Below are 24,197 nucleotides of genomic sequence, written 5' to 3' on the forward strand. Positions count from 1 at the left end.
CACCAACCCATCCGCCAAGCGGCTTGCCCCACCGCGGACACCCCCTCCCGCTTCCCCGGCCCCAACGCATTCAACCCTGCCACCCCGCGCCCGAGCGCTTGGCCCCCTTGCGCCTCCGTCCCCGCAGGCTACACAGGCGGCAGATAGATAGGAGACCGCCATGCTCACCCCCTTCCACCTTGCCTATAACGTCCGCGACCTCGACCAGACCCGCGCCTTTTACGGCGATGTTCTGGGCTGCAGCGAGGGCCGCTCGACCGAGACCTGGGTCGATTATTCCTTCTTTGGCCACCAGATTTCCCTGCATCTGGGCACGCCTTTCGCCACGGCGGCGACGGGCAAGGTTGGCGAGCATATGGTGCCAATGCCGCATTTGGGGGTGGTTTTGCAGATGGACGATTGGAAGGCGTTGGCCGAACGGTTGAAAGGGGCAGAGGTCGATTTCGTGATCGAGCCGTCGCTGCGTTTCGAAGGCGAGGCGGGCGAGCAGGCCACGATGTTCTTCCGCGACCCCTCGGGCAACCCGATCGAGATCAAGGGCTTTGCGGATATGGACCGCGTTTTCGCGCAGTAGCCATGCGAAAGCCCCGCCATTGGGCGGGGCGGACCAAGGCGCAAGCCGGGGCGGTTAATCCGCCGGGGCGGGCGCGAAGGTGATCGCACCTTCCAGCAGTGTGGCGGTGTCGCCCGGGGCCGAACCGCTAAAGGTCTCGGGCGTGTCGGCATTGACCGTCAAGGCAAAAGACCCCTGCGCCGGGATCGCGCCACTGGTCCAGACCTCGCCCGCGCCGGTGACGGTGTGGCTGACGGTGGTGTTGTTGTAAAAGACCAGTTCATCGCCCGGTTGGACATGGGTCAAGGCGGGGAAATAATCGCCCTCAACGATGACTATGGTGCGGCTTTCGGCCGAGGCATTGGTGGCGGAAAAAGCGGTCGCCACAACCGCAAGCGCAGCGGCGCCTTTGCGGAATTTACTCAGCATCATCATGCTCCTTCTGGATGCCCGGTGCGGGCCAATATGCCCTCACTTACCGTGGGAATGCGGCATAACTTGGGCGCCGGGGGCAAAGGCGTCAGCCGGGATCGGCCTGTTGCGCCAGCCAGTTGCGAAAGGACAGCAAGGCGGCGCTTTCATCCCGGTCCTCGGGCCAGACGAGGTAGTAATTCCCGATGCTCTGGGTGGTCTGCGCGGCGGCCAGCACAAGTTGCCCGTCGTTAAGGTAGGGTTGGGCAAAAAACGTCGGCAGCAGGGCCACGCCGAGGCCATGGATCGCGGCCTGCGCCATGGTTGAGAATTGGTCGAACATCATGCCGACGGGCGGGTCTTCGGTCTCGCCCAGGGTGCCAAGCCAGCGCGCCCAGCCGCGCGGGCGGGTTTCCAGATGCAAGAGCGGCAGCCGCCTGATCTCGCGCGCATCCTCCAGCGGCTCTGACAGCAGATCGGGCGCGCAGACCGCCACCACGGTTTCCGGCAGCAGCGGAAGATAGCGCACGCCGGGCCAGTCCTCATGACCAAAATGAATGGCCGCATCAAAACGGCTGCCGTCAAAGGCAAAGGGGCGCAGCCGGGTCGAGAGGTTCACCGTCACCTCCGGATGATCGCGGGCGAAATCGCGCAGACGCGGGGCCAGCCAATGCATGCCAAAGGCCGGGAGAATCGCCAGATTAAGCGTGCCGCCCACCGGATTGGTCCGCGCCGAGACCGAAGCCTGCGCCAGGCGGTTCAGAATGTCGCGCACCTGTGTCACATAGGCCAAGCCCGCCTGCGTCGGCGTCAACCGACGCCCCTGCCGGATCATCAGCGCCACGCCTAGCTGCTCTTCCAGCGTCTTGATCTGACGGCTCACAGCGCTTTGCGTCAGGTTCAATTCCTGCGCCGCCGCGGTGGCCGTGCCAAGCCGGGTGACCGCTTCAAAGGACAGCAGGGCAGAGATCGAGGGTAAGAAACGGCGCGGCGCGATCATATGACTTTTTCTCATGAAATCAGGACAAAGCAGCGATAGAGTTCCCCTGCGCGATTTGCAATACTGCCGCAAATCACATCACCCGAAAGGATGCCACATGACTGCCGACGCCCCCGCGCTGCGCGCCAAGGACAAACCCGATCTTGGGACCTTCGACTGGACGGACCCTTTCCGCCTCGACAGCCAGTTGACCGAAGACGAGCGCATGATCCGCGATTCTGCCCATGCCTATGCGCAGGAAAAACTTCAGCCGCGCGTGATCGAAGCCTTCGCCGACGAGAAAACCGACGCCGAGATCTTTCGCGAGATGGGCGAGATGGGCCTTCTGGGCGTCACCATCCCCGAGGAATACGGCGGTCTGGGCGGCAACTATGTCTCCTACGGTCTGGTTGCGCGCGAGGTCGAGCGCGTCGACAGCGGCTACCGCTCGATGATGTCGGTGCAGGCCAGCCTCGTGATGTATCCGATCTATGCCTATGGCTCCGAAGAGCAGCGCCAGAAATACCTGCCCAAGCTCTGCTCGGGCGAATGGATCGGCTGCTTTGGCCTGACCGAGCCGGATGCGGGTTCCGACCCTGCCGGCATGAAGACCCGCGCGGTGAAGACCGAGAATGGCTATAAGCTGACCGGCTCCAAAATGTGGATCTCGAACTCGCCCATCGCCGATGTCTTTGTGGTCTGGGCCAAATCCGACGCGCATGACGGCAAGATCCGCGGCTTCGTGCTGGAGAAAGGCATGAAGGGTCTGAGCGCGCCGAAGATCGGCAATAAGCTTTCCCTGCGCGCCTCCATCACCGGGGAGATCGTCATGGACGGGGTCGAGGTTGGCGAAGACGCGCTGCTGCCGCATGTGCAGGGGCTGAAAGGGCCCTTCGGCTGTCTCAACCGCGCCCGCTACGGCATCTCCTGGGGGGCGATGGGCGCCGCCGAATTCTGCTGGCACGCCTCGCGCCAATACGGGCTTGACCGCAAGCAGTTCAACAAGCCGCTGGCGCAGACGCAGCTGTTCCAGAAGAAATTGGCCGATATGATGACCGAAATCTCGCTCGGCCTGCAGGGTTCGCTGCAAGTGGGCCGTCTGATGGACGCCGCCAATGCCGCGCCCGAGATGATCTCCATCGTCAAGCGCAACAACTGCGGCAAGGCGCTCGACGTGGCGCGGATGGCGCGGGACATGCACGGCGGCAACGGCATCTCGGGTGAGTTCCAGGTGATCCGCCACATGATGAACCTTGAGACCGTGAACACCTATGAGGGCACCCATGACGTCCACGCCCTGATCCTGGGCCGCGCCCAGACTGGTTTGCAGGCGTTCTTTTAAACAACGGTTACGGGGGGATCTGCGCCCCCCAAACCCCCACCAAGTATTTGAGGCCAAAAAGAGCGGCAGCCTGTCTCTCTTTTTGGCCAAAAATACGTTCGCCGATGGCAAGAAATTATATACCGAGAGGCCCCATGGACCGCGTTGCAATCGTTCATGAGAACTTCCTTCGTCGCGTTGCGGCGGAGGATTTTCCCGTTTCCACCTCTGACAAAAAGGCGCTCGACCGGGACGCGCTGGAGCAGCTTTACCGGGCGCAGGTGCTGAGCCGGGCGCTCGATCTGCAAAGCCGCGTGATGCAAAAGGCGGGGCAGGGGTTCTACACCATCGGCTCCTCGGGCCATGAGGGGATGGCGGCGGTGGCGGCGGCATTGCGCGTCGATGACATCGCCTTTTTGCACTACCGCGATGCCGCCTTTCAGATTGCCCGCGCCGATCAGATCGAGGGGCAGGACATGCTGCGCGACATGCTGTTGAGCTTTGCCTGTTCGGCAGAAGACCCGACCAGTGGCGGGCGCCATAAGGTGTTGGGCTCGCGGCCGCTGATGATCCCGCCGCAGACCTCCACCATCGCCAGCCATCTGCCGAAAGCGGTGGGGGCGGCGCATTCCATCGGCATGGCCCGGCGCAACCGGCCTGAACATGCGATCCTGCCGCGCGATGCGATTGCCATGTGCAGTTTCGGCGATGCCTCGGCGAACCATTCCACCGCGCAGGGGGCGATCAATGCGGCCTCCTGGACCGCCGTGCAAGGCGTGCCCTTGCCGCTGCTCTTTGTCTGCGAGGACAATGGCATCGGGATTTCCACCAAGACCCCGACGGGCTGGATCAAAGCCTCGATGTCGGGGCGTCCGGGGCTGAAGTATTTCGAAGGCGATGGGTTGGACCTACATGCGGCATATGCTGCGGCAAAGGAGGCGGCGGATTATGTGCGGGTGCACCGCAAGCCGGCTTTCCTGCATCTGCGGACGGTGCGGCTTTATGGTCACGCCGGGGCGGATGTGGCGACGTCTTATCTGCCGCGGGCCGAGGTCGAGGCGGATGAGGCGAATGATCCTCTGCTGCATTCCGCACGGCTTCTGGTCGAGGCGGGGATGGCCGCCGATGCGGCGCTGGCGATCTACCGTGACACGCAGGACGCGGTGGCCAAGGCCGCCGATGAGGTGGTCAAACGCCCCCGGCTCAAGACGGCCTCGGATGTGATGGCGAGCCTTGTGCCGCCCAAGCGCGCCTGCGCCCCCAGCAACGGGCCGAGCGCCGAGGCGCGGGCCGAGACCTTCGGCAGTGACATGGCGCAGATGGATAACTCGCAGCCGATGTCGCGGCTGATCAACTGGGCGCTGCATGATCTGATGCTGGCGCACGCCGAGACCATGTTGATGGGCGAGGATGTGGGCCGCAAGGGCGGGGTCTATGGCGTCACCCAGAAATTGCAGAGCCGCTTTGGCCCGGGCCGGGTGATCGACACGCTGCTGGATGAGCAGAGCATTCTGGGACTGGCCATCGGCATGGCGCATAACGGCTTCGTGCCGATGCCCGAGATCCAGTTCCTTGCCTATCTGCACAATGCCGAGGACCAGTTGCGCGGCGAGGCGGCGACGCTGCCGTTCTTCTCGGACGGGCAGTGGAGCAACCCGATGGTGCTGCGCATCGCGGGGCTGGGCTATCAGAAAGGCTTTGGCGGGCATTTCCACAACGACAACTCGCTGGCCGTGCTGCGCGATATTCCGGGGATCATCATCGCCTGCCCCTCGGCGGGGGATGAGGCCGCGATGATGCTGCGCGAGGCGCACCGCTTGGCGCGTGAGGAGCAGCGGGTGGTGGTCTTTGTCGAGCCGATTGCGCTCTATCCGATGCGCGACCTGATGGAGCAAGGGGACGGCGGCTGGATGCGGCGCTACCCGGCGCCGGACCAGCGGATCGGGCTGGGCGAGGTTGGCGTCAGTGGCGATGGTGCCGATCTGGCCATCGTGAGCTATGGCAACGGCCATTACCTGAGCCAGCAGGCGGCGCATGATTTGGCGGAACAGGGCGTGGACGCGCGGGTGATTGATCTGCGCTGGCTGGCACCTTTGCCGGAGGCGGCATTGCTAGAGGCGATTGGGGATCGGCCGGTGCTGATCGTGGATGAATGCCGCCGCACCGGCGGGCAGGCCGAGGCGCTGATGGCGCTGATGGCGGAGCGTGGTGTGAAGCGCTTCGCGCGGCTGACGGCAGAAGACAGTTTCATCGCCACGGGGCCCGCCTATGCGGCGACCCTGCCCTCGCGGGAGGGGATCGTGGCGGCGGCGAAGGACGTGCTGGGCTAGGGCGCAAAAAGGCCCGGAACCAAGGGTCCGGGCCTTATCGACGCTTGCCGGGCCGTCCCGATCGCAACGGGCGTTGCAGCATCGTGACGGCCTTTTCAGGGACCTGCTCAGGTCTCTTTCTTGTCGTCCACGATCTTCATCTGCGCGACGCCGCTTTCGCCCAGATCGACCTTGGCGAAGGGGCCGCCGTGGCACATCTGGCCGGGGTCGGTGATGTCGACCGGGCCTTCTTCGGCCAGCACTTCTGCGGCGAATTGCTCGGCGTTGTCCTTGGGGCGGTAGCCGAGGAAAGAGGCTTTGGAATTGTCCACCGGGGCGCGGTCGTTGTTCGACACGCCGTAGATCACCGAGAAGCCGACCGAGGGCGTGTCCACCGCGCGGGTCACCAAATGGATCAGATCGTCATAGCTGAGCCATGAGCCGAGCGCGCGGGAATTGTTGACCTGTGCGGCGCTGAGGATGCGCAGATGCACGGATTCCAACTGGCGCTTGTCCCAATACATGGAGCCAAGGTCTTCGGTGAAACATTTGGCGAGACCGTAGAAAGTGTCGGGCTTATGCGGGGCATCGATGCCGATGAAATCGGACTTCTTATGCATCCCGACCGCATGGATCGACGAGGCATAGACCACGCGCCGTGCGCCCGCTTGATAGGCCGCTTCCCACACGTTGTAGGAGCCGACGAAGTTCGGGCCGAGCAGCTCCATGAAAGGTTTTTCATCCACGATGGCGCCGAAATGCACGACCATATCTGCGCCTTCGATCAGCGGCGCGATCTGGTCGTATTCCGCCAGATCGGCCTTGGCGTAGCGCTCGCCCTCGTAGAGCTTGCCGATGTCGTCCGCGATGTCGGTGCTGACCAATTCCTCGCACATCGCCGCCAGCGGCTCGCGCAGGTAGGAGCCCAGCCGTCCGGCGGCGCCGGTCAGGACCAGTTTTTTGAATTTCATCTCGTTATCCTTTCAAGTCTTTGAAATCTTGTCGTGAACGCTGGCCTGCAAGGCATCCGCACCGCGCGCCAGCAGGCCCGCATCGGTGCCGCAGGCGACAAAGGTGAAACCTTCGTTCAGCAGCTCTGCCGCGAAATCGGGGTCGGTGACCAATGTGCCGACGGGAATGCCTTTGTCCATCAACAGCTTGGCCGCCGGGCGGATCAGCTCCCAGATCTCGGGGTGAAGGGTCTGTCCCAGATGGCCCATATCGGCGCCGATATCGGCCGGGCCAAAGAAGATGCCGTCGATCCCCTCAACCTCGGCAAAGGCGGCGGCGTTCTCGACCGCGGCGCGGGTCTCCAACTGGATCAGGATGGCGGTCTGGTTTTCGACCTCGGCATAGTAGTCTTCGACCCGGCCAAAGTTGTTGGCCCGGTTCAGCCCCGCCACCCCGCGCATACCACGCGGCGGATAGCGGCAGGCAGCGACGGCGGCGCGGGCTTCCTCTGGCGTTTGCACCATCGGGAACAGCAGCCCCGGCGCGCCGAGGTCCATCAGCCGTTTGACCTTGACCGTATCGTTCCAATCGGGCCGCACCAGCGCCGTGGTGTCACTGCCCGAAAACGCCTGCAACTGGCCCAGCACCGATTTCATATCGCTCGGCGCATGCTCCATATCGAGCATCACCCAGTCATAGCCCGCATGGGCCACCACCTCGGCGGCATAGCCGTCCGACAGTGAGACCCAAAGCCCCAGTTGCTTTTGCCCGGATCGCAGGGCGCTGAGGAACTTGTTCTCGGGAAGTTTCATATCACGGCCCTTTCGATGAATTTCTCGGACCGGGTGATGCGCCCGTAGTCCAGCGGTGTGAGGTCGAGCGTGCGGTAGGCGCCATGGGTGATCAGCTCTGCAATGCCGCGCCCGATGGCGGGGGCCTGTTGCAGACCATGGCCGGAAAACCCGTTCATGAAGACGAAGTTTTCCACCCTGTCATGCCGCCCCAGAATCGCGTTCTGATCGACGGTGTTAAAGGCGTAATGCCCGACCCATTCATTGATCACCTTGACCCGTTCAAAGGCCGGAACCCTTGTGGCAATGGCGGGCCAGACCTTTTGCTCCCAAATGGAATGATCAAAGCCAAAATCGTCATAGGCCACATCGACATCCTCATCCGGCGGGCAGCCGGCCATGTAGTATTTGCCCTCTTGCCGCATATGCACGCCGCTGGGGTCGATGGTCAGCGGCAGGTCCATTTCCAGCGGCTCGGCGGCGTCAAAGATAAAGGTGTAGCGTTTGCGCGGCACCACGGGCAGGGTGATCCCCGCCATCTGCGCCGTTGCCGCCGCGCGCGGGCCGGAGGCGTTGACAACAGTGCCGCAGGACAGTTTGGCGCCGGATTTCAGCGTCACCGCCTCCACCGCGCTGCCCGCTGCGTTCAGCGTCATGCCCGTCACCTCGTCATGGGCGAAGGTCACGCCGCGCCGCTTGGCCATGCGTTTGAACCAGTCGAACATGGTGCCGCCGTCGAAATAGCCCTCGTCCACCGTGTTGTGATTGCCCGCGATAATGTCGTCGAGCATGTAAAAGGGATAGCGGGCGCCAAGTTCCTCGGCGGTCATATGTTTGGTATGTGCCCCCATCGCGGCTTGGATCGCCTGTGTCTCGCGCAGGGTCTCGGCAAACTCGGGCGTATCGGCAAGATAGAGGTAGCCAAAGCTCTGCAGGGCCAGCTCCGGCACTTCGGGGTCGTCATGCATGAAGTGGCGGAAGTTCTTGATGAACTCGGCCCCGAACTGCGAAATCTGGATGTTCACGCGGCTGCTGAACTGCTGGCGGATGCAGGAATTGGTGTGGCTGGTCGAGGCGAATTCATAGGTCGGGTCACGCTCGACCACCAGAATATCGCCATCAAACCCCGGCGTATTGGTCAGCCACCATGCCAGCGCCGAGCCATAGATGGCCCCCCCCACGATCACCACGTCATAAGACGGTTTCAACGCGTTTTCCATGCACATTCTCCCCTTGCGCATTCCTCTTGCGAACTGGGTAGCCTAAGCATTGGAGGGCCGCAATCTCTGTGAATGCAGAAGTGTATTTTCCTTTTTCTGCGCAGGGTTGCGCGCAGGCGGGGGGATGTTGCAGGGTGGTAGATGATCTGTAAGACACGCGCGGCCACGTTGACTTTTGCGGCGAGAGTCTCACTTTGAAACGCGGGCGGACGTGGTGTCGCCTGATCCTCTGACCACCTGAGGGAGTGGCCTTTGAGCAGTGACCGCGATGAGATTGAGCGCTTGATTGCGCAGGTGGCGATGGGCGATCGCGCGGCCTTTGAGGCGCTATATGATCGGGTGTCGGCGAAACTCTTTGGGGTCAGCCTGCGTGTGTTGGATACACGGGCCGCAGCAGAGGACGCCATGCAGGATACTTTCGTCAAGATCTGGAACAATGCGGACCGCTATCAGGCCAATGGTCTGTCGCCGATGACCTGGCTGATCACCATTGCCCGCAACACCGCGATCGACCGTCTGCGCGCGCGGCGCAAGGGGCATCAGGACATCGACACGCCGGGGTTGGCGCTGGCGGCACCGGGGCCGACCCCGGAGCAATCGGCGGTGGCCTCTTCGGAAGCCTCCAAGCTCACCGATTGTCTCGATCAGTTGGAGGCCGACCGGGGGGCGGCGGTGCGCGGCGCCTATCTGGATGGTGACAGCTATGCCGATCTGGCCGAGCGGTTCAACGTGCCGCTCAACACCATGCGCACCTGGCTGCGCCGTGGGTTGCTGAGCCTGCGGGAGTGTATGAGCCTATGAGCGATCACCCCAGCACACCGCCCGAGGACGACGACATGCTCGCCGCCGAAGTGGCGCTTGGCCTGACCGAGGGCGAAGAGCGCGCGGCGGCCCGGAGCCGTATGTTGCAAGACCGCGGCTTCGCCCGGCGTGTGGCCGATTGGCAGGAGCGTTTCGCCGCCATGGCAGAGGACATTGCCCCGGTCAGCCCGCCCGCGCGGGCGCGCAAGGTGCTGATGGCGCGGCTCTTCCCGGCGCGGCGCCTGCCGCTGATGCAGCGTCTCTGGGTCTGGCAGGGGATCAGCTTTGCCGCGCTTGCCACGGTGGCATTCCTTGCCCTGCCATTGCTGCAAGAGCCGGGCGAAGAGGCCGCGGATGAGGTCTATGCCACCCGCATGGTGGCCGAAGACAGCGCATTGGAACTGCTGGCCGTGATGGATATGTCGCGCGGCGATATTGCCCTGCGCCGGGTCTCTGGCACCGCGCCCGAGGGGCGGGTGCTTGAGCTTTGGGCGATCCTGCCCGACCGCGCGCCGATCTCCCTGGGCGTGCTGCCCGAGGCGGATGTGAACCGCGTGGCCCTGCCGGCCGATCTTGCTGCCGAGGCCGCGCAGATCACGCTGGCGATCACCGACGAGCCCCCGGGCGGCGCGCCGGGCGGGGTGCCAACGGGCGAGGTCATGGCCGCCGGGGCGGTTGCTGAACTGTAGGCGGCAGCCCCTGCGCATTGGCGCGGGTGCCCTTTTAAAACGCAATCAATACAGTCAATTACAAGAATTTCGAAGTTTTCTCAACTTTCCTGAAACTCCTTTCTCATTCGCTTCGTGGGTTCAGTATCGCCGCCCACAACGGGGGGCATTTGAGGAGGATACCCAATGATCAACATCAAGAGACTCGCCGCCGCCACCGCCACCGCTGCGCTTCTGGCCACTGGCGCGATTGCCGCCAACCCGCAGGTCGGCGGTGCGGATATGTTCGAGAACAGGAACATCGTCGAAAACGCCGTGAACTCGGCCGATCACACCACGCTCGTGGCCGCCGTCAAGGCCGCCGGTCTGGTGGACACGCTGGCCTCCGAAGGCCCCTTCACCGTTTTCGCCCCCGTGAACGACGCCTTTGCCGCGCTGCCCGCGGGCACCGTTGACACGCTGCTCAAGCCCGAAAACAAGGACATGCTGACCAAGGTGCTGACCGCACATGTGGTGGCCGGTGACTGGTCCGCCGCGGATATCGCCGCCAAGGCGCGGGCGTCCAGCGATGGGTTCTACCATTTCAACGCCGTCTCGGGCGATGCGCTGTCGGCTCAGGTCAAGGGCAACAACATCTATATCCTTGACGAAAGCGGCAATGCCGCCCGTGTGACTATCGCAGATGTGAACCAGTCCAACGGGGTGATCCATGTTGTAAACTCGGTGCTGGTCCCCAAGTAAGACCTAAGATCTGGCGGGCGGTAAACCCTACGGCCCGCCATCATGCTCACCCCGACGGAGGACATAAAATGAACAGACGTCATTTTCTGACATCAAGCATTCTGGGCGCAACCGCCGTGGGGCTGGGCACGCGCGGGGCGACAGCGGCCTATGTGGAGGGCGATTTCGAGATCTCCCGCAGCGAGGCCGAATGGCGTGCGATGCTGACCGATCTGGAATATGCGGTGATGCGCGAAGGCGATACCGAACGGGCCTTTACCAGCCCGCTGAATGACGAGACCCGCCCCGGCACCTTCAATTGCAAAGGCTGCGATCAGCCGCTCTACGACGCCGCCACCAAGTTCGAAAGCGGCACCGGCTGGCCCAGTTTCTACCAGCCGCTCGACAATGCGGTTGAAACGATGCCCGACAATTCCTTCTTCATCCGGCGCACCGAGGTTCACTGCGACCGCTGCGGCAGCCATTTGGGCCATGTCTTTGACGATGGGCCAGAGCCGACCGGCAAGCGCCATTGCATCAACGGCGTATCCCTGACCTTTACCGCCGCCTAAAGCCGCGCCGGCCAGCGGTGTCTGGCCCGATCAACTGCCGCGCGGTTTGGCGCGCAGGGTCGGGTCCGCCACCGTCGGGTCTTCGGGCCAGGGGTGACGCGGATAGCGGCCCCGCATATCCTTGCGCACATCGGCATAGGAACTGGCCCAGAAGCCGGGGATATCCGTGGTCACCTGTACCGGACGCTGGGCAGGCGACAACAGGGTCACCTGCAGCGGTTGGTCGCCCACCATCGGGTGCCGGGTGACACCAAACATCTCTTGAAGGCGCAGGGAAATGCCGGGGGTCTCTCCGCTATAGTCGATCGCCACGCGCCGCCCCAGCGGGGTTTCGAAATGCGCAGGTGCGGCGCGGTCCAACTCCTGTTGCTGCGCCCAAGTCAGCCGGGCTTTCAGGGCGGGCGTCAGATCGAACCCTTTCCAATCGCCACTGCTGCGCACGCCTGCGAGATGCGGCAGCAGCCAGTCGTCGAGGGTTTCCATCAGATGCGCGTCGCTGAAATCGGGAAAGGGCGCGGGCATCAGCCGGGCGCGGGCCAGAAACAGCGCCGCCGCCTTGCCGGGGTTCAGCCCCAGTTGCCGCACCCCGTCAAGCATCGCCACCGCCACCGCATCGGCGGGGGCATCGGGCCATGTGCGGTCCTCCAGCACCAGCGCGCCAAAGACCTCTTGCCGCCGGGTCAGCACGCGGCCCTCGCGGCGCGACCATATGCAGACGTCCTGCCAGTGGATCTGATCGGCAAAACTGGCGCGCAGCTCGGCATCACTGATCAGCGCCGCCTGCCGGATACGCGCCTCACGCGGGTCGCCGTCGAGGTCGGTGGCTACCAGCAGACGCGCGCCTGCCATCGGGTCGGCCTCGGGCAGGATCGCGCCCTTGCCGCCCGACAGCACATAGCGCGGCGCCTCGCCCTTGCGGCGCAGCCCGACGCGGTCGGGATAGGCCAGCGCCGCCAGTACACCGAGGCTGTCCGGCCCCTCGCGCTTGGCCCTTCGCCCCAACCGTTTGGCCTCGGCCTTGATCCGGGAGAGCGTCGGGGCATGGGGCGCTGTGGCGGTGCGTTTGCCGGCCAGCGCGTCCATCCGCAGCGACAGGTCCACCGGCGCGCCGCGCATCGGGTCCCGTTCGGCCAGAAGGGCGGCGAGCAGCGGGGCGCGCGGCCCACCGCGGGCGACCATATGCGCCAGACGCGGGTGCAGCGGCAGTTTGACCAGCGCCCGCCCGTGTTCGGTAATGCGCCCGCTGTCGTCCAAGGCGCCGAGCATCTGTAGCACCGCCTGCGCCTCGGCCAGCCGCCCGGCATGAGGCGGGGTGACAAAGCTCAACTCCTCCGCCTGCGCCCCCCAGAGCGCCAGTTCCAGCGCAAAGCCGGTGAGGTCGCCGGCCTCGATCTCTGCGGGCGGGAAGGCGGCGAGCGCGCCTTCCTCGCCGCGGGTCCAGAGCTTGTAGGCCACCCCCGCCTCGACCCGCCCGGCACGGCCCGCGCGTTGGGTGGCCTCGGCGCGGGTGACACGTTCGGTGACCAAGCGCGACATGCCCGAGGAGGGGTCGAACAGCGCCCGGCGCGCGCGGCCCGCGTCGACGACGATGCGGATGCCTTCGATGGTGAGCGAGGTTTCGGCGATGGAGGTGGCGAGCACCACCTTGCGGCCCGACGGGGCGGGGGCGATGGCGGCCTGCTGGGCTTTGAAATCCAGCGCGCCAAAGAGCGGGGCGAGGGTGCAATCCTTCGGCAAGGCCGGGCGCAGCAGCGCCTCGACCCGCCTGATCTCGCCCTCGCCGGGCAGAAAGACCAGCGCCGAGCCGGGGGCCTCATCAAGCGCCTTCAGCGTCAGATCGGCCACCGCATTTTCCAGCCGCTGCTTGCCCATCGGCTTGTCGAGCCAGCGCGGTTCCACCTCGAAACTGCGCCCTTCCGAGGTCACGGTGGGGGCGTCCATCAGTTCCGCCACCGGTGCGGCGTCGAGCGTGGCGGACATGGCCACCAGCAGCAGATCGTCACGCAAGGCACCCGCAACTTCGAGGCAGAGCGCGAGGCCGAGATCGGCATTGAGCGAGCGTTCGTGGAATTCGTCAAAGATCACCGCGCCGACGCCGGGCAGGTCGGGGTTGTCCTGCAACATCCGGGTCAGAATGCCTTCGGTGACGACCTCGATACGGGTCGCTTTCGATACCGCCGAAGCCCCGCGCACGCGAAAGCCGACGGTCTGGCCGGGCTCTTCGCCGAGGCTCTCGGCCATGCGCGCGGCGGCGGCGCGGGCGGCGAGGCGGCGCGGCTCCAGCATCAGGATGCGGCCTTGGGTGACCCCGGCGTCGAGCATCGCCAGCGGCACCCGCGTCGTCTTGCCCGCGCCCGGCGGCGCTTGCAGTACCACGCAGCCCGTGCCGCGCAGGGCAGTGATGACATCCGGCAGGACGGCGTCGATGGGCAGGGCGAAATCAGCGTTGGACATGGCGCAGTTATCGGGCAAAGCCGTGGCCGCGCCAAGGGTGGGGATGGACAATTCCGCGCCGCCCCCGCAAAAGTTGGCCATGGATATCGACGGACTGGCCAAGGGCATCATCGCAGGCGAGCGCCGCGCATTGGCGCGGGCGATCACACTGGTGGAATCGGGCCGCGCGGATCATCGCGCGGCGGCGGCGGAACTGCTGGCGGCCCTGCCCACCGACCGCCAAGCGCTGCGGATCGGGCTTTCGGGCACGCCGGGGGTGGGGAAATCCACCTTCATCGAGAGCTTTGGCATGATGCTCACCGCGCAGGGCAAACGCGTGGCGGTGCTGGCGGTGGACCCAAGCTCGACCCGTTCCGGCGGGTCGATCCTCGGCGACAAGACGCGGATGGACCGGCTCAGCCGTGAGCCGCGCGCCTTCATCCGGCCCTCGCCCAGCCAGACCCATCTCGGCGGTGTCGCGCGGCGCTCGCGCGAGGCGGTGCGGCTTTGCGAGGCGGCGGGCTTTGACGTGGTGCTGATCGAAACCGTGGGCGTCGGCCAGTCCGAGACCGTGGTGGCGGAAATGTCGGACGCCTTTGTGCTGCTGCTCGCGCCCGCGGGCGGGGATGAGTTGCAGGGCGTGAAACGCGGCATCATGGAGATTGCCGATCTCATCGTCATCAACAAGGCGGATGGCGAGTTGAAATCCACCGCCGCCCGCACCCGTGCTGACTATTCCGGCGCCCTGCGCCTGCTGCGCAAACGCCCGCAAGACCCCGAGGGCTACCCCCGGGCACTGGCGGTATCGGCGCAGGAAGAACACGGGCTGGACGAGACCTGGGCGGCGCTGCAAGAATTGGTCGACTGGCGGCGCGAGAACGGGTTTTGGGACCACACACGGGCCGCGCAGGCGCGCTATTGGTTTGAGCAGGACGTGAAACAACGGCTGCTGGCACAGATGGAAACACCGCAGGCGAAGGATGATCTGTCGCGGCTCAGCGATGCGGTGGCCCAGGGCACGCGCGACCCGGCAGAGGCCGCGGCGGCATTCGTCCGCCGCCTGCGCAGCGATCAGGTCTGAGGGGCGGTTTCCGGCACCGGGAAGATCACATCATAGAGCCAGTTAAAGACGAAAGCGTAGATCAGGTAGAAGGCCGCAAAGCTCACGTCGATCAGAAAGGCTTCCATCAGGGACGCGCCCAGATACCATGCGATGAAGGGCATCAGCACGAAAAGCAGCCCGACCTCAAAGGTGATGGCATGCAGCACCCGGATCGGCACCGTCTTGCGCACCGTCCCCCGCAAGCGTCTCATCGCGTGGTCAAAGCCGAGGTTGTAGAGATAGTTCCACGCCGTGGCGATGCTGGCGCTGACCACGGTCACGACGCCAATGTCATGCAGAGGTTTGTTGAAAATCAACGCGGCGGCAGGGGTGACGATCAAAAGCGCCAAGACTTCGAAGCTGATGGCGTGGCGGATGCGGTCGGCGGTTTTGCGCATGGGTCGGTCCCGGTGTTGGTCGGGTCGTCCCGAGTGTTTTCCCAAAGGGGGGAGGTCGTCCTCGCTTGGCCCCAATATGGCGATTGGCGCGCCGGGTGCAAGAGGGTCAGCGCCCGGCCTTGGGGTGGGCGCTGTTATAGACCTCCATCAGCCGCGCGGTATCGACGGCGGTATAGGCCTGTGTGGTCGACAGCGACGCATGGCCCAGCAGTTCCTGAATGGCCCGCAGATCGCCGCCGGCGTCAAGCAGATGGGTGGCGAAACTGTGGCGCATCGCATGGGGGGTGGCGCTGGCCGGCAGGCCCAGTTGCATCCGCGCATCGGCCATGACCTGCGACACCGCCCGCGCATTCAGCGCCCCGCCGCGAATGGCGCGGAACAGCGGTGCCTCTTGCGCCTGCGGGTGGGGGCAGGCGGCGAGGTAATCGGCCACCGCATTGCGCGCGGCAGGCAGCACCGGCACGACGCGTTCCTTGCCGCCCTTGCCAAGAATCCGCAGCGTGTCGGGCAAAGGCGCGTCGCCGCCCTTGAGCGCCAGCGCCTCGGAGATCCGCAGCCCGCAGCCCCAGAGCAGGGTCAGCACGGCCACATCGCGTGCTGCGACCCATGGGGCGCGGGCTTGGGTCTCGACACAATCGATCAGGGCGCGGGCGGCGTCTTCGGCCAAGGGGCGGGGGAGTTTTTTCTGAAATTTCGGCGAGCGGGTCAGCAGCACGGCGGTGGGCTCAAAGCCTTCGCGCTCGGCCAGCCAGCGGTAGAAGGCTTTGACCGCCGAGAGCTTGCGCGCCACCGAGCGTGAGCCGACCCCGGTGCTGCGGGTGCTGGCCATCCAGGCGCGCATGTCGCTGATGGTGATCTTGGCCAACGCGCCAAGGCCCTGACTGTCGCCCTTATGCAGCGTCATGAAGGAGAGAAACTCGGTGACATCGCCCTGATAGGCGGTCACCGTGTTTTCCGCCGCACCCTTGAGCGCCCGCTGATGGTCCAGCCACATCTGCAAGGCATCCCGCGCCGCGGGGCTGATCAACAGCGGATTTGCCTTCTCGCTCAAGACAGCCAGCGGCGCATGGAACGTTCCAGCACGCCGGTGAAGAAGGTGAGCAGATCGGTGCCCTGTTGCGGCCCGAACATATGCGGGTCTTCCGCGCCCATGACCAAGAGCCCGGGCAGGCGGCCCGCGCCGAAATCGAGCTTGAGGCAGGCTTCGGAACGGATCCAGCCCGCCTTGGTGCCATAGAGCGTCTCGGAGCCGTCTTGCAGCGCCCTGAGGGTCACCTGACGCACCATGCCGCCGCGGCCTTGGCTTAGGTAATCGTCGATGAAGCCCGGCTCGGCCACGGTCAGCACATCGCCCAAACGCTGCACCGCCGGGTCATTGTCGTTCTGTACCGATTCCAGCACCAGTTTCACCACATCGACGCGCAGGATATCCGCCACTTCGCCGCCGAGATTGCGCAGAAAGGTCTCGAACTCCACCGGGTCCAGCATTTGCAGGATGGCGCGGTGGATCTGGTTGGTCCCGGCGAGGTTCTCATAGGCCGCGGCGATGACGCTGCGGTGGGTGTCCTCCAGCCGGTCAAGGCGGGTCTCAAGCCGTTCCATCGCGATGCCGCGCAGATCGACGATATTGCCGCCCATCGCCTTTTCATTGGCCGCAATCAGGGCCTGCATCACGTCGCTGTCGTCAAGAATAACATCCGGCGCGGAAATGATCGCCTCGCGCAGGGCGTCGTCGATTTTAGGGCTGCTGCTCATCTGCGTCTCATTTTGGTTTGCGGTGTCATAGCATGAAGGGGCGGTGAAATCTGCCCCAATTAAAGCGGTGTCCTGCGGCCTGTGGTCTTTGTGCCAGTTCGCGTTTCGCGGATGTAGATCGAAGTGGCGCGGAACAAAAGCGGTCAAAGCGGGTTGGCCCCCGTCGACGCGCGGATTTTGGCCGGAAGGCTGCGCGTGCCATGAACGCCCCGCCGCAGATCCCCGGATGCGGTGCAAAGGGGCCGGTGCCGGGGGAGGAAAGCTTTCATGGAACATGTTTCCGTCGATCTTTGGGCGGCCAATCTTCAGGTCGCGCCGGAGTCTTTGCAAGGCTGGCTGTCGGGGGTTGAAGCACGGTTGCAACAGGCCGCCACCCGCGGTGCGGCGCTGCTGGTGATGCCCGAGTTCTGCTGCGCGCAATGGCTGAGCTTTGCCCCCGCCGGGCTGCCCGCCCAAGAACAATTGGGCTGGCTGGCCGAAACCGCCGTCGAGGCGCGTGACGAGATGCGCCGCATGGTGCGCGAGACCGGGGTGGCCCTGCTGCCCGGGACCTTCCCGGTGGCCTTCCCCTCGGCCGATGCGCCCGAAGGTTACCTCAACCAAGCCTGGTTCCTGACCCCCGAGGGCGGTTTGCAGGTGCAAAACAAGCTGAGCCTCACGCCCCTGGAGGCCAATGGCGCCAGCGGCGTGACCATCGCGGGCACGGGGATCAATGTCTTTGAATGGCAGGGGCTGCGCTGTGTCATCGCGGTCTGTCTTGACGCGGAATATACCGCGCTCTGGTCGAAACTGGGGGGATTGGACCTCGATCTGGTGCTCATCCCGGCCAAGACCGACATGATCACCGGCTACAACCGCGTCTTCAGCTGTGCCCGGGCGCGGGCGATCGAATTGCAGACCGCGGTCTGCTGTGTCGGCGCTGTCGGTGCGCCGCTGACGCCTTGGCAGCAGGACACCGGCGTGGGCGGGGCCAGCGTCTATCTGCCCTGTGATGTTTCGGTGGCGCTGGACGGGTTGCATGCGGCGCTGCCGCCGCAAACGGCGGCGCATGGCACGGATCTGGTGTTGCAGGCCGTGGGGATCCCGGTGGGGCAATGCCGCCGCATCCGTCACGGGGCCGCGGAGGCCGAGGTCCGGCCCGGCCTGTGGTCCGGCGATCATCTGACGGTCGAGGGCGAAGCCGCCTAAAGAAAAACCCCCGCTGCCGGGGGCAGGGGGGGTCATCTGTTCAGAAAGGGCCGGTTCAGAGGATCTTCTGGCCGGTCTTTTTCCAATCCGCGGTGAATTGCTCCAGACCCTTGTCGGTCAGCGGATGCGCGGCGAGCTTCTTGATCACCTCGGGCGGCGCGGTCATCACGTCGGCGCCGATGCGGGCCGCGTCGAGCACATGGTTCACGCTGCGGATCGAGGCGGCGAGGATCTGCGTGTCAAAGCCGTAGTTGTCATAGATGACGCGGATGTCCTGGATCAGGTCCATCCCATCGAGGTTGATGTCATCAAGACGCCCGATGAAGGGCGAGATGAAGGTCGCCCCCGCCTTGGCCGCGATCAGCGCCTGGTTGGCCGAAAAGCAGAGCGTGACATTGATCATATGCCCCTCGCCCGACAGGACCTTACAGGCTTTCAGCCCGTCCCATGTCAGCGGCAGCTTGATGGTGATGTTCTCGGCAATCTCGGCCAGTTTGCGGCCTTCGGCGATCATCGCGTCGGATTCCAGCGCCACGACCTCGGCAGAGACCGGACCATCGACGAGGTCACAGATTTCCTTGGTCACTTCGAGGATGTCGCGGCCCGATTTCAGGATCAGCGAGGGGTTGGTGGTCACGCCATCGACCATGCCAAGGTCGTTCAACTCGGCAATGGCGTCGATCTCGGCAGTATCTACGAAGAATTTCATGGGCTTTCCTTCCGGTCTGGAATGTGATCGCCCGGGGGGCAATCGGTTGCCTTGGCTTTACCGCATGATCTGCGATGCTTAAAGCCTCAATTCCCACAAGCGAGGCGGAGCATACGGCGGACATGGCTGAATTCTACCATCATGGCGAGTTGCTGTCGGTGATGACCACCCAGCCTTTGGGCCGTGCGCTGGACTACCGCGCGCCTGAGGGCGGCTGCCATGCGGGGGCGTTCGTCGAAGTGCCGCTGGGGCCGCGCAAGGTGATGGGCGTGGTCTGGGGGCCGGGGGCCGGGGACTATGACATCAACAAGGTGCGCTATGTGATCCGGGTGCTGGATGCCCCGCCGATGCGCGAAGAGATGCGCGAGTTTTTGCTGCGGTCCGCCGCCTATACGCTGACGCCGCTGCCCGCCATGCTGCGGCTCGCCACCCGCGCGCCGGGTCTGGGCGATCCGCCGTCGATGCGCAAGATCTACCGGGCTGGGGAGGGGGTGCCCAGCCGCATGACCGACGCCCGCCAGCGGGTCATGGCGGTGCTGGAGGAATACGGCGATCTGGCCTTCACGCTGAAGGAATTGTCGGAGATGGCCGGGGTGACGCCGTCGGTGGTCAAGGGGCTGGTCGAGCAAGGCGCCGTGCGCGAAGAGGAAAGCCCGCGTGACTTGCCGTTCCGCCCGCTCGACCCCAGCCTGCCCGGCAAGGCGCTGACCGAGGATCAGGCGAAGGCGGCGGCGGTGCTGCGGGAGGGGATCAAGGCCGAGACCTATGGCACGACATTGCTGCGCGGGGTGACTGGCTCGGGCAAGACCGAGGTCTATCTCGAAGCCGTGGCGGCGGCGGTGCAGGCCGGGCGGCAGGCGCTGGTGCTGCTGCCCGAGATCGCCTTGACCGAACAATTCCTCGACCGCGTCGAAGAGCGCTTCGGCGCCAAGCCCGCCGAGTGGCATTCCGGCGTCACCATGACCGAGCGGCGCCGCATCTGGCGGATGGTGGGGCAGGGCAATGCGCAACTGGTGATCGGGGCGCGCTCGGCCCTGTTCCTGCCGTTTCAGAACCTCGGGCTGATCGTGGTGGATGAGGAGCACGACACCTCCTACAAGCAAGAGGACGGGGTGCTTTATAACGCCCGCGACATGGCGGTGCTGCGCGCCTCGATCTGCGGGGCTCAGGTGGTGCTGGCCAGTGCGACGCCGAGCCTTGAGACTTGGGCCAATGCCGAGGCGGGGAAATATCGGCGGCTTGAGCTGACCTCGCGTTTCGGCCCGGCGGTGATGCCGCAGATGGGCGCGATTGATATGCGGCAGGCGGGTTTGCCGGGGGACAAGTGGATTTCGCCCGAGATGAAGCGCGAGGTCGATGCGCGGCTGGAACGCGGCGAACAGGCGATGCTTTTCATCAACCGCCGCGGCTATGCGCCGATCACGCTCTGCCGCGCCTGTGGCGAACAGATCGGCTGCGACCAATGTGATGCGCGGATGGTGGAACATCGGTTTCTGAAACGTTTGGTCTGCCACCAATGCGGCGAGACCAAGCCGATGCCCGAGGTCTGCCCCTCTTGCGAGGTCGAGGGCAAGCTTGCGCCCATCGGCCCCGGGGTGGAACGGCTGGGCGAGGAGGCTGCGGAACTCTGGCCCGAGGCGCGGATCGCAACGCTGAGTTCGGACATGTACGGCTCGGCGCGGGCGCTGAAGGCCGAGATCGCGGGGATCGCCGAAGGGGCGGCGGATATCATCATCGGCACGCAGCTGGTCGCCAAGGGGCATAATTTTCCCAAGCTCACGCTGGTCGGGGTGATCGACGCTGATTTGGGGCTGACCGGGTCGGACCTGCGCGCGGCGGAGCGGACGTTTCAACTGATGCGGCAGGTGGCGGGGCGAGCAGGCCGGGCCGAAGCGCCGGGGGCGGCGCTCTTGCAGACCTATCAGCCCGAGCATCCGGTGATCCGGGCAATTTTGGCGGGTGAGGAGGAGAAGTTCTGGGCCGCGGAGGCCGGAGAGCGCCGTCAGGCCGGGGTGCCGCCTTACGGGCGTATGGCGGGGATCATCCTTAGCGGCAGCGATGCGGCGGCGGTCTTTGATCTGGGCAACCATCTAGCGCGGCATGACGCACCTTTGCGGGCGGTGGGCGCGCAGGTCTTTGGCCCCGCGCCTGCGCCGATTGCCCGGGTGCGCGGGCGGCACCGGGTGCGGCTTCTGGTGAAGGCGGATAAAGGCGTGGCTTTGCAGGAGGCGCTGGGCCGCTGGGTCGGGGCGCTGCGGCTCAAGGGCGATCTGCGGCTGGCGGTGGATATCGATCCGCAGAGTTTTTACTGAGGCTGGCTGGCCAGAAGATGAGGGCCAGCGCCTGCCTGCGGGTCGGCGATCCGAGGGGGCCTCATGCCACTTTATGGTGCAGCCGTGATGTGCCTTTGCGAGGTTCCACCCCGCCTCACCAAATCGCCTACCCGGGGGGCGGGCAGGCGATGGCCCGGCGCCTGCGGCTTGAGTCCGGGCCGGTGGCACCGAGCCCTGAAGGCCGCCGGGCGGCGCCAGTCCCCGGTCTGGCGCCGCCCGGCCGTGGCGCCTATTGCCCTCTTTTCTCTCGCCATCCCCGATACCGCGGCGTATTGAAATCCGCATGACCCGTTTCATCACCCTCGAAGAGGCCAAGCGCCTGCCGTTCTGGCGCCGCCCCGTGGCCCTGCTGTTTCTCATGGCGCTGGCCATGCCCATCGCCTTCAACACATGGTCGGCGCTGCTCAATAACTTCGTCATCGAAGTGGCAGACTTCGACGGGTCCGACATCGGCCTGCTGCATACGGTGCGTGAAATTCCGGGTTTCTTTGCCATCGGGGTCATCGCCATCCTGCTGTTTGTGCGCGAACAGGTGCTGGGTCTGGTCTCCCTCACCCTGCTGGGCGCGGCGACGGCGGTCACGGCCTATTTCCCTTCGATGGGGGGCATCCTGACCATCACCATGCTCAGCTCCATCGGCTTTCACTACTACGAGACGGTGAACCAATCGCTGCAACTGCAATGGCTCAAGATCGAAGACGCCCCGCGGATGATCGGCTGGCTCATGGCCGCCGGATCACTCGCCACCTTGGTGGCCTATCTGGCGATCATGGCGCTTTGGGAGACGCTCGATCTCAGCTACAGCATCGTCTATATGATCGGCGGCGGCATCACCGTGGTGATCGCCGTCACCGCGATGATCGCCTATCCGCAGTTTGAATCCCCCACCGTGCAGAGCAAGAAGATGATCCTGCGCAAGCGCTACTGGCTCTATTATGCGCTGCAATTCATGTCGGGCGCGCGGCGGCAGATCTTCGTGGTCTTCGCGGGTTTCATGATGGTCGAACGCTTTGGTTTTCAGGTCCATGAGATCACCACGCTCTATCTGATCAACCTCATCGCCAATATGATCTTCGCCCCGCTGATGGGCCGCGCGGTCGGCCATTTCGGCGAGCGTCGCACGCTGGCTGTGGAATATATCGGGCTGATTATGGTCTTTCTGGCCTATGGCGGGGTCTACTACCTTGGCTGGGGCGTGGTCATCGCGGCGGCGCTCTATGTGCTCGACCATATGTTCTTTGCCCTCGCGCTGGCGCTGAAAACCTATTTTCAGAAAATCGCGGACCCCGCAGACATCGCCCCCACGGCGGCGGTGGCCTTTACCATCAACCATATCGCGGCGGTCTTCCTGCCGGTGGGCTTGGGGCTCTTGTGGCTCGCCTCGCCGGCGGCCGTGTTCTTCCTCGCGGCGGGCATGGCGGCGGTGTCGCTGATGCTGTCGCTCTTGATCCCGCGCCACCCGGCGCCGGGGCATGAGACGATCTTTCAGCGCGCCGTGCCGCAGCTGGCCGAATAGCGCGCAAAGACCAGCATGGCTTGACCCGACGCGCCCGCGGCCCTAGGCGAAACCCAACCGCACCGCAGCAAAGGACCGCGCCATGCCCACTTTCACCGCCCTGACCACCCTCGAAGGCCGCGACCCCGCCTATGCTCTGGGCGAAGCGATGGAGCGGCTGACCCCTGAGCCCACCGGCGTCGGTGTCTTCGAGGTCGAGGACGGCTCGGGCCTGTGGGAAGTCGGCGGCTATTTCGAGGAAGAACCCGACACCGCCGCATTGGCCGTGCTGGCCGCCGCAATGGGGGCCAAGGAGTTCACCATCTCGGAACTGCCCGAGACCGATTGGGTCGCCCATGTGCGCCGCGAATTGGCCCCGGTCGAAGCCGGGCGTTTCTTTGTCTACGGCAGCCATGACGCCGACAAGGTGCCCGAAGATTGCGAGCCGCTGTTGATCGAAGCCGCCATGGCCTTTGGCACCGGGCATCACGGCACCACGCTGGGCTGCCTCAAGGCGCTGGACCGACTGGCGGGCGAGGGGTTCCACGGCAGGAACGTCGCCGACATCGGCTGCGGCACCGCGGTGCTGGCCATGGCCGCGGCGCGGATCTGGCCCGAGACGGTGCTGGCGAGCGACATTGACGAGGTCGCCGTCGAGGTGGCGCAGGCCAATGTGGATGCCAACGGGCTCACCGGCCGCGTCATCTGCGTCGAGGCGGCGGGCTTCGACCATCCGACCCTGGCCGAGGCGGCCCCTTTTGATCTGGTCTTTGCCAATATCCTCAAAGGCCCGCTGGTGGCATTGGCCCCCGATATGGCCGCAGCGCTCCAGCCTGAGGGCTATGCGATTCTCTCTGGTCTCTTGAACGAACAGGCCGATGAGGTGATCGAGGTTTATGCACGATCCGGCATCAATCTGCTGCAGCGCGAAAGCATTGGTGACTGGACGACGCTCACGCTGCAAAAAACCGCATAATTTACGCCTCATTTTCGTTGCATTCGGCCCTTTTGCCGCTTTCTTGCCACATTTGGTCTTTAGTCAAATTGGCAGCAAACGGTGGGGGCCGACTTGCGACGGAGACTGTCATGACCGTGGATCACGCTCAGTTCACCAAACGTCTGGAACTGCTGGGGCGCAAGCACCGCAAGATGGAGCAGGGCTATGTCACCCGCGTCGGCCGCGACGGGCTGATGACGGTTCTGCCCAAACGCGCCCGCCGAGGGTTTCCCTTTAAAGGGCTGTTTCTGATCGTTCTGGTCTATTTCGTCTTCAAAGCCTTCACCCTCGCGGCGATCGGCCCGGTCACCTATAACGAGCGGCTGTCACGGCTGCAAAATGGGCCAAGCCTCGCGCAGTTCGGGGCAAAGCTGGTGGCGATCGATCCGCTGACCGAAGCGCTGGCCGGCACGGTCGGCCCAATCCTGCGCTGATCGCGAAGAAGCCTTCGTAGTGTAAAGAGGCCGTAGCGGAGGAATCCGGCTACGGCT

The 24,197-nt window shown here is 64.9% G+C and carries 23 protein-coding genes; 13 read left to right on the forward strand and 10 right to left on the reverse strand.

The features are described from left to right. Positions 1-160: 160 nt before the first annotated feature. Complete coding sequence (locus AB4M76_RS17385; RefSeq protein ID WP_368443252.1) at positions 161-574, forward strand: VOC family protein; 414 nt, start codon at positions 161-163, stop codon at positions 572-574. A gap of 54 nt (positions 575-628) precedes the next feature. Here the strand turns inward: AB4M76_RS17385 and AB4M76_RS17390 are convergent, their stop codons facing one another. Both AB4M76_RS17390 and AB4M76_RS17395 read right to left on the reverse strand, forming a co-directional pair. Continuing rightward, positions 629-982, reverse strand: a complete 354-nt coding sequence (locus tag AB4M76_RS17390; RefSeq protein WP_368443254.1) for a hypothetical protein — start codon at positions 980-982, stop codon at positions 629-631. 91 nt (positions 983-1,073) lie between these two features. Continuing rightward, on the reverse strand, positions 1,074-1,964 hold the full coding sequence (locus AB4M76_RS17395) for a LysR substrate-binding domain-containing protein (RefSeq protein ID WP_368443256.1): 891 nt from the start codon (positions 1,962-1,964) through the stop codon (positions 1,074-1,076). Positions 1,965-2,061: 97 nt separating this feature from the next. Here AB4M76_RS17395 and AB4M76_RS17400 point away from each other — a divergent pair, with 97 nt between their 5' ends. Further along, on the forward strand, positions 2,062-3,285 hold the full coding sequence (locus tag AB4M76_RS17400; RefSeq protein WP_368443258.1) for an acyl-CoA dehydrogenase: 1,224 nt from the start codon (positions 2,062-2,064) through the stop codon (positions 3,283-3,285). A gap of 134 nt (positions 3,286-3,419) precedes the next feature. Continuing rightward, entirely contained in the window at positions 3,420-5,594 is a 2,175-nt protein-coding gene (locus tag AB4M76_RS17405; RefSeq protein ID WP_368443260.1) for a thiamine pyrophosphate-dependent enzyme, read from the forward strand. Positions 5,595-5,701: 107 nt separating this feature from the next. Here AB4M76_RS17405 and AB4M76_RS17410 read toward each other — a convergent pair whose 3' ends face one another. Genes AB4M76_RS17410 through AB4M76_RS17420 form a run of 3 tightly spaced genes read right to left on the reverse strand, consistent with a single transcriptional unit; the run spans position 5,702 to position 8,535 of the window. Further along, positions 5,702-6,544: an NAD-dependent epimerase/dehydratase family protein gene (locus AB4M76_RS17410; RefSeq protein ID WP_368443261.1), complete on the reverse strand. Its 843-nt coding sequence runs from the start codon at positions 6,542-6,544 to the stop codon at positions 5,702-5,704. A gap of 12 nt (positions 6,545-6,556) precedes the next feature. Further along, positions 6,557-7,336: an HpcH/HpaI aldolase/citrate lyase family protein gene (locus AB4M76_RS17415; protein WP_368443263.1), complete on the reverse strand. Its 780-nt coding sequence runs from the start codon at positions 7,334-7,336 to the stop codon at positions 6,557-6,559. Then, positions 7,333-8,535, reverse strand: a complete 1,203-nt coding sequence (locus tag AB4M76_RS17420; protein ID WP_368443265.1) for an NAD(P)/FAD-dependent oxidoreductase — start codon at positions 8,533-8,535, stop codon at positions 7,333-7,335. The genes AB4M76_RS17415 and AB4M76_RS17420 overlap by 4 nt, the downstream gene beginning before the upstream one ends. Positions 8,536-8,835: 300 nt before the next feature. Here AB4M76_RS17420 and AB4M76_RS17425 point away from each other — a divergent pair, with 300 nt between their 5' ends. The 4 genes from AB4M76_RS17425 (at position 8,836) to msrB (ending at position 11,296) form a co-directional block, all read left to right on the forward strand. Beyond that, positions 8,836-9,336 carry a sigma-70 family RNA polymerase sigma factor gene (locus AB4M76_RS17425; protein WP_368443549.1) on the forward strand — a complete coding sequence of 167 codons (501 nt, stop codon included), beginning with the start codon at positions 8,836-8,838 and terminating at the stop codon, positions 9,334-9,336. Continuing rightward, a complete protein-coding gene (locus tag AB4M76_RS17430; protein WP_368443267.1) occupies positions 9,333-10,025 on the forward strand; it encodes an anti-sigma factor in 693 nt (230 codons plus the stop codon). Before AB4M76_RS17425 ends, AB4M76_RS17430 begins: the two co-directional genes overlap by 4 nt. A gap of 165 nt (positions 10,026-10,190) precedes the next feature. Then, on the forward strand, positions 10,191-10,745 hold the full coding sequence (locus AB4M76_RS17435; RefSeq protein ID WP_368443269.1) for a fasciclin domain-containing protein: 555 nt from the start codon (positions 10,191-10,193) through the stop codon (positions 10,743-10,745). 68 nt (positions 10,746-10,813) lie between these two features. Beyond that, positions 10,814-11,296 (forward strand): peptide-methionine (R)-S-oxide reductase MsrB, encoded by a 483-nt coding sequence (gene msrB, locus AB4M76_RS17440; RefSeq protein WP_368443271.1) that lies wholly within the window; start codon positions 10,814-10,816, stop codon positions 11,294-11,296. A 30-nt stretch (positions 11,297-11,326) separates the two neighbouring features. Here the strand turns inward: msrB and hrpB are convergent, their stop codons facing one another. Further along, the gene (hrpB, locus tag AB4M76_RS17445; protein ID WP_368443550.1) at positions 11,327-13,750 is read right to left on the reverse strand and encodes an ATP-dependent helicase HrpB; all 2,424 of its coding nucleotides are present in this window, start codon (positions 13,748-13,750) and stop codon (positions 11,327-11,329) included. Between the two features lie 79 nt (positions 13,751-13,829). Between hrpB and meaB the strand changes: the two genes are divergently transcribed. After that, positions 13,830-14,810, forward strand: coding sequence for a methylmalonyl Co-A mutase-associated GTPase MeaB (meaB, locus tag AB4M76_RS17450; RefSeq protein ID WP_368443273.1), 981 nt, complete (start codon positions 13,830-13,832; stop codon positions 14,808-14,810). Here the strand turns inward: meaB and AB4M76_RS17455 are convergent. The 3 genes from AB4M76_RS17455 to AB4M76_RS17465 form a co-directional block, all read right to left on the reverse strand. Next, positions 14,801-15,229 carry a PACE efflux transporter gene (locus AB4M76_RS17455; protein WP_368443275.1) on the reverse strand — a complete coding sequence of 143 codons (429 nt, stop codon included), beginning with the start codon at positions 15,227-15,229 and terminating at the stop codon, positions 14,801-14,803. The genes meaB and AB4M76_RS17455 overlap by 10 nt on opposite strands. Positions 15,230-15,335: 106 nt before the next feature. Continuing rightward, complete coding sequence (locus tag AB4M76_RS17460) at positions 15,336-16,223, reverse strand: tyrosine recombinase XerC (protein ID WP_368443552.1); 888 nt, start codon at positions 16,221-16,223, stop codon at positions 15,336-15,338. 53 nt (positions 16,224-16,276) lie between these two features. Continuing rightward, positions 16,277-16,984, reverse strand: coding sequence for a DUF484 family protein (locus AB4M76_RS17465; protein ID WP_368443277.1), 708 nt, complete (start codon positions 16,982-16,984; stop codon positions 16,277-16,279). 267 nt (positions 16,985-17,251) lie between these two features. Between AB4M76_RS17465 and AB4M76_RS17470 the strand changes: the two genes are divergently transcribed. Beyond that, positions 17,252-18,172, forward strand: coding sequence for a nitrilase-related carbon-nitrogen hydrolase (locus tag AB4M76_RS17470; protein ID WP_368443279.1), 921 nt, complete (start codon positions 17,252-17,254; stop codon positions 18,170-18,172). A 55-nt stretch (positions 18,173-18,227) separates the two neighbouring features. Here AB4M76_RS17470 and fsa read toward each other — a convergent pair whose 3' ends face one another. Continuing rightward, positions 18,228-18,881 (reverse strand): fructose-6-phosphate aldolase, encoded by a 654-nt coding sequence (fsa, locus tag AB4M76_RS17475; protein WP_368443281.1) that lies wholly within the window; start codon positions 18,879-18,881, stop codon positions 18,228-18,230. Positions 18,882-19,003: 122 nt separating this feature from the next. Here fsa and AB4M76_RS17480 point away from each other — a divergent pair, with 122 nt between their 5' ends. From AB4M76_RS17480 to AB4M76_RS17495, 4 genes are all read left to right on the forward strand, one after another. Beyond that, positions 19,004-21,193 (forward strand): primosomal protein N', encoded by a 2,190-nt coding sequence (locus AB4M76_RS17480; protein ID WP_368443283.1) that lies wholly within the window; start codon positions 19,004-19,006, stop codon positions 21,191-21,193. A 304-nt stretch (positions 21,194-21,497) separates the two neighbouring features. After that, positions 21,498-22,730, forward strand: coding sequence for an MFS transporter (locus AB4M76_RS17485; protein ID WP_368443285.1), 1,233 nt, complete (start codon positions 21,498-21,500; stop codon positions 22,728-22,730). Between the two features lie 82 nt (positions 22,731-22,812). Next, entirely contained in the window at positions 22,813-23,685 is an 873-nt protein-coding gene (locus AB4M76_RS17490; protein WP_368443287.1) for a 50S ribosomal protein L11 methyltransferase, read from the forward strand. Between the two features lie 110 nt (positions 23,686-23,795). After that, complete coding sequence (locus AB4M76_RS17495; protein WP_368443289.1) at positions 23,796-24,140, forward strand: hypothetical protein; 345 nt, start codon at positions 23,796-23,798, stop codon at positions 24,138-24,140. Positions 24,141-24,197: the final 57 nt, after the last annotated feature.

Origin of the sequence: Sulfitobacter sp. PS-8MA, assembly GCF_040933935.1 — a bacterium.
Classification (GTDB): domain Bacteria; phylum Pseudomonadota; class Alphaproteobacteria; order Rhodobacterales; family Rhodobacteraceae; genus Sulfitobacter.